This is a genomic window from Kitasatospora sp. NPDC059722, from assembly GCF_042733235.1.
Lineage (GTDB): Bacteria > Actinomycetota > Actinomycetes > Streptomycetales > Streptomycetaceae > Kitasatospora.
Genome location: NZ_JBHWGD010000002.1, coordinates 235,405 through 243,643 on the forward strand (window position 1 = coordinate 235,405; position 8,239 = coordinate 243,643).

Consider the following 8,239-nt stretch of genomic DNA (forward strand, 5'->3'; position numbering starts at 1 on the left):
AACCCACCCACAACCTAATTTAGACCCACCGGCGGGGCGCCCAGGGGCCTCTCGGGGGGGGGGGGGGGGGGGGGGGGGGCCCCCCCCGCCCCCCCCCCGCGGCGCCCCCCCACTCCCCCGATCACCGGTCGCGAGACCGAACGATCAACCTTCGCCCAGACCTGCCGGACCGGTCCAATTTCCGGTTCCATAACCTTGGGGCATGGATATCGACACCCGCCTGCTGCGCAGCTTCGCCGCGGTCTGCGAGGAGGGACAGCTCACGGCCGCCGCGGCCCGGCTGTTCGTCTCCCAGCCGACGCTGACCAAGCAGATCCGCCAGCTGGAGACGCTGCTCGGGGTCGAACTCTTCGAGCGCTCGCGCCGGGGCATGACCCCCACCCCGGCCGGCCGCGCGCTCGCCCAGCACGCCGGCGCGATGCTGGCCGGCTGGGACGAGGCGCTGCGCGCCACCAGGGCGGCGGCCGCCGAGCAGGTGGCGACGCTGCGGGTGGGGTTCGAGGGCGGCATCATCAACCTGATGACCCGCAGCACGGTCGCCGACTTCTCCCGGCGGATGCCCGGCTGGCAGGTGGAGCTACGGCAGAACAACTGGTTCGACCCGACCTCGGGCCTGGCCACCGGGGAGATCGACCTCACCCTCTGGCACGCGCCGCCCTACCTGGCCTCGCAGTACAACGTCGCCGTGCTGGGCGAGGAGCCGCGGGTGGTGGCGATGCCCGCCGGGCACCGGCTGGCATCGCTGGCGGAGGTACGGCTGGCGGACCTCCTGGACGAGCCGTTCGTCGCGATCCCGCACGAGGCCGGGCACTGGCGCGAGTACTGGCTCGCCGGCGAGGAGCGGCGCGGGCGTCCGGTGCGGATCGGCGCGGTGGCGCACAACACCGACGAGTGGCTGGCCGCGGTGGTGTGCGGCCAGGGCATCGGGATCGCACCGGAGACCATGAGCCGGCTGGCGCCGCGCGAGGACGTCGCGTACCGGCCGGTGGCGGACCTGAGTCCGAGCCAGGTCGGGCTCTACTGGCCCAGGGACCGCCAACTCACCCCGGCGATGGCCGCGTTCGTGCACAGCTGCCGGGCCACGTTCGGCTCCGCGGGCCGGGATCAGGGCACGCCCTAAGCCGCGGCCTCGAACGGCTCGGGGTAGCGGCACAGCCCGCGCGGCGCGCCGTCGTACCCGGGCAGCGCGAGCGTCTGGAAGTACGCCTCCGGCACCTCGAACGGGCCGGTCACCTCGTGCAGCCGGGCCGGCGCGAAACCGAACCGGCGGTAGTAGGCCGGGTCGCCGAGGACGACCACGAGCTTCTCCCCCGCCTCCTCGGCCGCCGACAGCGCCGCGCGCACGACGAGTTCGCCGACGCCCTTGCGCTGCCACTCCGGCGCGACCGCGACCGGCGCGAGCGCGAGGCCCTCGCCGTCCGCGCCGACCCGCAGCCGGGTCAGCAGGGCGTGCCCGATCACCAGCCCGCCGTCGTCGACCGCCACCACCGAGAGCCCGGGCAGCCAGGCCGGGTCGCGCCGCAGCGCGTCCACGAGGTCCGCCTCGTCCGGGCCCGGGAACGCCGCCATGTGGACCCGCCGGGTGGCCGGCGCGTCGTCCGGACATTCGACTCTGGTTCTGACCTTCATGGGTGGTCAACCCTCCCTGTGTCACACGTCCTTGTGGACCGGCCCCGGACGGTGGGTGGACCGTCCGGGGCCGTTGCAGGTTAGCCGATGGTGCGTCAGCCCTTGGGCTGCGCCTCGGACTTGGCGTCCTCGCGGACCTTGGGCTGGGCGTCCACGCCGGCCTCGCGGCGCTGCGCCGGGGTGATCGGGGTCGGGGCGCCGGTCAGCGGGTCGCCGCCGGTGGACGTCTTCGGGAAGGCGATGACGTCCCGGATGGTGTCGTACCCGCCGAGGAGGGTGACGATCCGGTCCAGGCCGAAGGCGACGCCACCGTGCGGCGGCGGGCCGTAGTTGAAGGCGTCCAGCAGGAAGCCGAACTGCGAGGCCGCCTCCTCCTCGGACAGGCCGATCGCGTCGAACGCGCGCTTCTGGACGTCCCGCTGGTGGATGCGGATCGAACCGCCGCCCAGCTCCGAGCCGTTGAGCACGAGGTCGTAGGCGTTGGACAGCGCCGAGCCCGGGTCGGTGTCGAAGGTGGCCAGCGACTCCGCGGTCGGGGCGGTGAACGGGTGGTGCACCGCGTGCCAGCCCTGGAACTCGCCCTTGTCGTCCTCGATCGGCTCGAACATCGGGAAGTCGACGACCCAGAGGAAGGCCCACTGCGACTCGTCGATCAGCTCGCAGCGGCGGCCGATCTCCAGACGGGCGGCGCCGAGCAGCTCCTGCGAGGCGCGCTCCTTGCCGGCCGCGAAGAAGATCGCGTCGCCGTTCTTGGCGCCGGCGGCGGCGGCCAGGCCGGCCAGGTGCTCCTCGGAGAGGTTCTTGGCGACCGGGCCGCGCAGCTCGCCGGTCTCGGCGTCGATGACGACGTAGGCCAGGCCGCGGGCGCCGCGCGCCTTGGCCCAGTCCTGCCAGGCGTCGAGGGCCTTGCGGGGCTGCGAGGCGCCGCCCGGCATGACCACGGCGCCGACGTACGGGGCCTGGAAGACGCGGAACTCGGTGCCCTTGAAGTACGCGGTGAGGTCGGTGAGTTCCTGGCCGAAGCGGACGTCCGGCTTGTCGGAGCCGTAGCGGGACATGGCGTCCGCGTAGGTCATCCGCGGCAGCGGGTTCGGGACCTCGTAGCCGTGCACCTCGCGCCAGATCGAGCCGACGATCTTCTCGCCGAGGGCCAGGATGTCCTCCTGGTCGACGAACGAGGCCTCGATGTCCAGCTGGGTGAACTCCGGCTGCCGGTCGGCGCGGAAGTCCTCGTCGCGGAAGCAGCGGGCGATCTGGTAGTAGCGCTCCATGCCGGCCACCATCAGCAGCTGCTTGAACAGCTGGGGCGACTGCGGCAGGGCGTACCAGTGACCGGGCTGCAGGCGGACCGGGACGAGGAAGTCGCGGGCGCCCTCGGGGGTGGAGCGGGTCAGGTACGGCGTCTCGATGTCGAGGAAGTCGTTCTCCTCCATCACCCGGCGGATGATGTTGTTGACCTTCGAGCGCAGCCGCAGGCCCTTGGCCGGGCCCTCGCGGCGCAGGTCCAGGTAGCGGTAGCGCAGCCGGACCTCCTCGTTGACCGTGCCCGGCTCGTACTCGGCGACCGGGAACGGCAGCGGCGCGGCCTCGGAGAGGACCTCGATGTCGCTGACGACGACCTCGACGGCGCCGGTCGGGATGTCGGGGTTCTCGTTGCCCTCGGGGCGCACCCGGACGTCGCCGACGACCTTGACGCAGTACTCGGCGCGAAGGCCGTGCACCGAGTCCAGGTCGCGGACCACGATCTGCACGGTGCCGGAGGCGTCGCGCAGGTCGATGAAGGCCACGCCGCCGTGGTCGCGGCGGCGGGCGACCCAGCCGGCCAGGGTGACGGTGGTGCCTGCGTGCTCCGGGCGGAGCGTGCCCGCGTCGTGCGTGCGGATCACAGCTGCTTCTCCTTCAGGGTGGTGACGAGTGCGTCGAGGGCGACGGGGGACTGCTCGCCGGTGCTCATGTCCTTGAGCTGGACGACGCCCTCGGCGAGGTCCCGGTCCCCGGCGATCAGGGCGAAGCGGGCGCCGGACCGGTCGGCGGACTTCATGGCGTTCTTGATGCTCTTGACGCCGAAGGCGAGGTCGGTGGCGACGCCGGCCCGGCGCAGCTCGACCACCTTGGCGAACAGCAGGTTCTTGGCCTCCTCGCCGAGCGCGACGGCGTAGACGGAGGTGGCGGCCGGCAGGTCGAGGACGACGCCCTCGGCCTCCAGCGCGAGGTAGGTGCGGTCCACGCCGAGGGCCCAGCCGACGGACGGCAGCGCCGGGCCGCCGATCATCTCGGACAGGCCGTCGTAGCGGCCGCCGCCGCCGATCGCGGACTGGGCGCCGAGGCCGTTGTGCACGAACTCGAAGGTGGTGCGGGTGTAGTAGTCCAGGCCGCGCACGAGCTTGGGGTCGTCGGTGAACGCGACGCCGTTGGCGGTGAGCAGCTCGCGGACCTTCTCGTCGTACGCCTTGCAGTCCTCGCACAGGAAGTCGCGCAGCATCGGCGCGCCGACGAGCTGCTCCTGGACGGACTCGCGCTTGTCGTCGAGGACGCGCAGCGGGTTGATCTCGGCGCGGCGGCGGGTCTCCTCGTCCAGGTCGAGGCCGGAGAGGAAGTCGATCAGGGCGGCGCGGTAGACCGGGCGGCACTGCTTGTCGCCGAGGCTGTTGAGCAGCAGCGTGTAGTTCGACAGGCCCAGCGAGCGGAACGCGTCGTCGGCGAGGATGATCAGCTCGGCGTCCAGCGCCGGGTCCTCGGCGCCGATCGCCTCGGCGCCGACCTGGGAGAACTGGCGGTAGCGGCCGGCCTGCGGGCGCTCGTAGCGGTAGTACGAGCCGGAGTACCAGAGCTTGACCGGCAGGTTGCCCAGCTTGTGCAGGTTGGCCTGGAGCGCGGCGCGCAGCACCGAGGCGGTGCCCTCGGGGCGCAGCGCGAGGTCCTCCTTGCCGCGCTTGGTGAGGGAGAACATCTCCTTGGTCACGATGTCGGTGGACTCGCCGACGCCGCGGGAGAACAGCTTCACGTCCTCGAAGACCGGGGTCTCGATGTAGCCGTAACCGGCCCGGCGGGCGGGCGCGGCGATGCGCTCGCGGATCGCCAGGAAGGTCGCGGAGCTGGGGGGCAGCAGGTCGTAGGTGCCCTTGGGGGCGGTGAAGGTGCTCAACTTCTCTTCCGTCACATTCCTCGTCGCGGGAAAGCCGGGGCGCCGGCCGCCCCCGCTGCCTGTCGGAGGTAGGGGTTGGTGGCGCGCTCGCGGCCGATGGTGGTCTGACCGCCGTGGCCGGAGAGGACCACGGTGGAATCGTCGAGGGGCAGGCACACCCGGGCCAGCGACCGCATGATCGCCTCGCTGTCCCCGCCCGGGAGGTCGGTGCGCCCGATGGAGCCGGCGAACAGCAGGTCGCCCGAGAAGAGCACCGGGGGGAGGTCCTCGGCTCCGGGCGTCCGGAAGGTCACCGACCCCCCGGTATGGCCCGGGGCGTGGTCCACGGTGAGCCGCAGGCCGGCCAGCTCCAGCACGCTGCCGTCGGTGAGCTCGCGGACGTCGTCGGGCTCGCCGACGGTGAGCTCGCCCATCAGCTGGGTGCCCAGGGAGCGGCCGAGCGCCTTCTCCGGGTCGGCCATCATGTACCGGTCCTCGGGGTGGATCCAGGCCGGGACGCCGCGGGCGCCGCAGACCGGGACCACCGAGGCGACGTGGTCGATGTGGCCGTGGGTGAGCAGCACGGCGACGGGCTTCAGCCGGTGCTCGCGGACCAGTTCCTCGACGCCGGCGGCGGCCTGGTGGCCGGGATCGACGATGACGCACTCCTCACCGGGCCCCGGCGCGACCAGGTAGCAGTTGGTGCCCCAGGCTCCAGCGGGGAATCCGGCGATGAACACGCGCGTCCTTCGGTGTGCGGCGACAGGCTGTGACGGCTGCCAGTACGGATGCTGCCAAGAGTGATTTAGGGGCAGCCTACCGGCGGTGCGGGTCCGGTTGCGAACCAGATTGGGGTGCCGGGCGCGGTTCGCCTGACAGGTTCACCGCCTTCTTACGGGCCGGGTCCCTACACTTGGCCGCCGATGGATGCGATGATCCGCTCCGGAATCCTTCACCATCCCTCCTCGCCCGCGATCGGGCGGGAGGCCCAGCGCACATCGTTCAGGAGACACGGCCGGTGGTCAGCAGCGAACAGCGGCGGCGGCAGCTCGCCCGCGAGAAGTACGAGCGCCAGATGGAGCGCCGCGTCGCGGCGGCGAGTGCCCGCAAGCGCCGCAACACGATCCTCGGCGCCTCGCTCGCCGTGGTGGTCCTGGCCGGCGGCGGCACCCTCTTCGCCACGGGCGCCTTCGGCTCGGACGACAAGGACAAGTCGAGCACCGCCCAGGCCGCGCCGACGCAGCCCGCGGCGACCGACGCCAGCGCGCCGCCCGCGCCGACCCGCAAGCCGGTCGAGGGCTGCACGGACCCGGCGCCGGGCAAGCCGAACGGCAAGCAGTGGCAGGCCGAGCCGGCCATGACGCTCGACGCCTCGGGCACCTACACGGCGACGCTGGACACCAACTGCGGCAAGGTGACGATCGCGCTGGACGCGGCCAAGGCCCCGCACGCGGCGAACTCCTTCGCCTTCCTGTCCGGCGAGCAGTACTTCGACCACACCAAGTGCCACCGCCTCACCACGGGCGGCATCTTCGTGCTCCAGTGCGGCGACCCGACCGCCAGCGCGACCGTGCCGGGTGGCATGGGCGGCCCCGGCTACAAGTTCGCCGACGAGAACCTGGCCGGCGCGACCTACCCGGCCGGCACCGTGGCGATGGCCAACTCCGGCCCGGGGACCAACGGGAGCCAGTTCTTCCTGGTCTACAAGGACACCCAGCTCGACCCGAAGTACACCCCCTTCGGCAAGATCACCGGGGGCCTGGACGTGCTGCAGAAGATCGCCGCCGCGGGCACCCTGGAGGGCCGCCCGGACGGCCACCCGATGGCCGACGTCACCCTCAACTCGGTGACCACGGCCAAGGGTTGACGAACCCCGGGGCCCGCCCCGGCGCGCTCCCGAGCGCGCTCCGGCGCGGCCCCGGCCCGAAATCGCCCGGCCCGGATGCGGACAGCACCGGGCCTGGTCGCCTATGTTGGCGTTGTGTAGGGTGCCCGGACCCGCCTTAGCCGTCACCCTCGGCGAGCAGGACACGGCGGACGGGGACGGCGGACTTCTTCGGTCCGCCGCACATCAACTGTGGACGACGGACGCGCGCCGCCCCGGCGCGGGCGCGACGTCATGTGGAGGACGCGCTATGAGCAGCGACCCGTGGGGCCGTGTCGACGAGCAGGGCACGGTCTACGTCAGGACGGCCGACGGCGAACGCGTCGTGGGTTCCTGGCAGGCCGGCTCGCCCGAGGAGGCCCTGGCCTACTTCGAGCGCAAGTACCAGGGCATCGAGGTGGAGATCGGCCTGCTGGAGAAGCGGGTGCGCACCACCGACCTGGCCGCCAAGGACGCCCAGACCGCGCTGGAGCACCTGCGCGCGCAGGTGACCGAGGGGCACGCGGTGGGCGACCTGGAGGCCCTGGCCAAGCGGCTGGACACGCTGGCCGGTGAGATCGAGACCCGGCGCGAGGAGCGCAAGGCCGCCCGGGCCAAGGCCCAGGACGAGACCCGCACCGCCAAGGAGGCGCTGGTCGCGGAGGCCGAGCAGCTCGCCGAGTCCACCCAGTGGCGGGAGGCCGGCGACCGGCTGCGCGCCCTGGTGGACACCTGGAAGGGCCTGCCCCGCCTGGACCGCAAGAGCGACGACGAGCTGTGGCACCGCTTCTCGCACGCCCGCTCGGTCTTCTCCAAGCACCGCAAGTCGCACTTCGCGGCGCTGGACAACGAGCGCGAGCAGGCCCGGCAGACCAAGGAGTCGCTGGTCACCGAGGCCGAGGCGCTGTCCTCGTCCACCGAGTGGGGCGACACCGCGGCCCGCTACCGCGACCTGATGGCGCGCTGGAAGGCCGCCGGGCGCGCCCAGCGGGACGTCGAGGACGAGCTGTGGGCGCGGTTCCGCGGCGCGCAGGACGTCTTCTTCCAGGCCCGTTCCGCGGTGTTCAGCGAGCGGGACGCCGAGCAGGTGGAGAACCAGAAGCTCAAGGAGGCGCTGGCGGTCGAGGCCGAGGCGATCCTGCCGATCACCGACCTCAAGGCCGCCAAGGCCGCGCTGCGCGAGGTCAACGAGCGCTGGGAGGCGATCGGGCACGTGCCGCGCGACGCCCGTCCGAAGCTGGACGGCCGGCTGAACGCGGTCGAGCGGGCGATCCGCGAGGCCGAGGACAGCGAGTGGAAGCGCTCCAACCCGGAGGCCAAGGCCCGCGCGGCCGGCATGGTCGGCCTCTTCCAGGCCAAGGCCGACAAGATCCAGGCCGACCTGGACAAGGCCCGCGCCGCCGGCAACGCCTCCAAGGTCACCAAGCTGGAGAAGGAGCTGGCCGGCGTCCAGGAACTGCTGGAGCAGGCCCACAAGAGCCAGGACGAGTTCAGCGGCTGATCCCCTCGGCCCGCTGAACGGCGAAGGGCCCCCGGGGGCTGGGTTTGCAAGATGCCCCCGGGGGCGTGCGCCCCCCCGGGGGCGCCCCGCGCGCCCGGGGGGGGGGGGGGGGGGGAGGCCC

General features: G+C 72.8%; 7 protein-coding genes. 3 read left to right on the forward strand and 4 right to left on the reverse strand.

Going from position 1 to position 8,239, the window contains the following annotated elements:
- Window positions 1–202: 202 nt before the first annotated feature.
- Window positions 203–1,120 carry a LysR family transcriptional regulator gene (locus ACFV4F_RS02340; RefSeq protein WP_380437986.1) on the forward strand — a complete coding sequence of 306 codons (918 nt, stop codon included), beginning with the start codon at window positions 203–205 and terminating at the stop codon, window positions 1,118–1,120.
- Here ACFV4F_RS02340 and ACFV4F_RS02345 read toward each other — a convergent pair.
- From ACFV4F_RS02345 to ACFV4F_RS02360, 4 genes are all read right to left on the reverse strand, one after another.
- Window positions 1,117–1,629 (reverse strand): GNAT family N-acetyltransferase, encoded by a 513-nt coding sequence (locus tag ACFV4F_RS02345; protein ID WP_380498729.1) that lies wholly within the window; start codon window positions 1,627–1,629, stop codon window positions 1,117–1,119. The two genes, ACFV4F_RS02340 and ACFV4F_RS02345, sit on opposite strands and share 4 nt — an antisense overlap.
- 95 nt (window positions 1,630–1,724) lie before the next feature.
- Window positions 1,725–3,515, reverse strand: coding sequence for an aspartate--tRNA ligase (gene aspS, locus ACFV4F_RS02350; protein WP_380500147.1), 1,791 nt, complete (start codon window positions 3,513–3,515; stop codon window positions 1,725–1,727).
- Window positions 3,512–4,774, reverse strand: coding sequence for a histidine--tRNA ligase (gene hisS, locus ACFV4F_RS02355; protein WP_380437992.1), 1,263 nt, complete (start codon window positions 4,772–4,774; stop codon window positions 3,512–3,514). Before hisS ends, aspS begins: the two co-directional genes overlap by 4 nt.
- 11 nt (window positions 4,775–4,785) lie before the next feature.
- Window positions 4,786–5,493 carry an MBL fold metallo-hydrolase gene (locus ACFV4F_RS02360; protein WP_380437994.1) on the reverse strand — a complete coding sequence of 236 codons (708 nt, stop codon included), beginning with the start codon at window positions 5,491–5,493 and terminating at the stop codon, window positions 4,786–4,788.
- Between the two features lie 278 nt (window positions 5,494–5,771).
- Here ACFV4F_RS02360 and ACFV4F_RS02365 point away from each other — a divergent pair, with 278 nt between their 5' ends.
- On the forward strand, window positions 5,772–6,620 hold the full coding sequence (locus ACFV4F_RS02365; protein ID WP_380437996.1) for a peptidylprolyl isomerase: 849 nt from the start codon (window positions 5,772–5,774) through the stop codon (window positions 6,618–6,620).
- Window positions 6,621–6,888: 268 nt separating this feature from the next.
- Window positions 6,889–8,118, forward strand: coding sequence for a DUF349 domain-containing protein (locus ACFV4F_RS02370; protein WP_380437997.1), 1,230 nt, complete (start codon window positions 6,889–6,891; stop codon window positions 8,116–8,118).
- The last annotated feature ends 121 nt before the right edge of the window (window positions 8,119–8,239 follow it).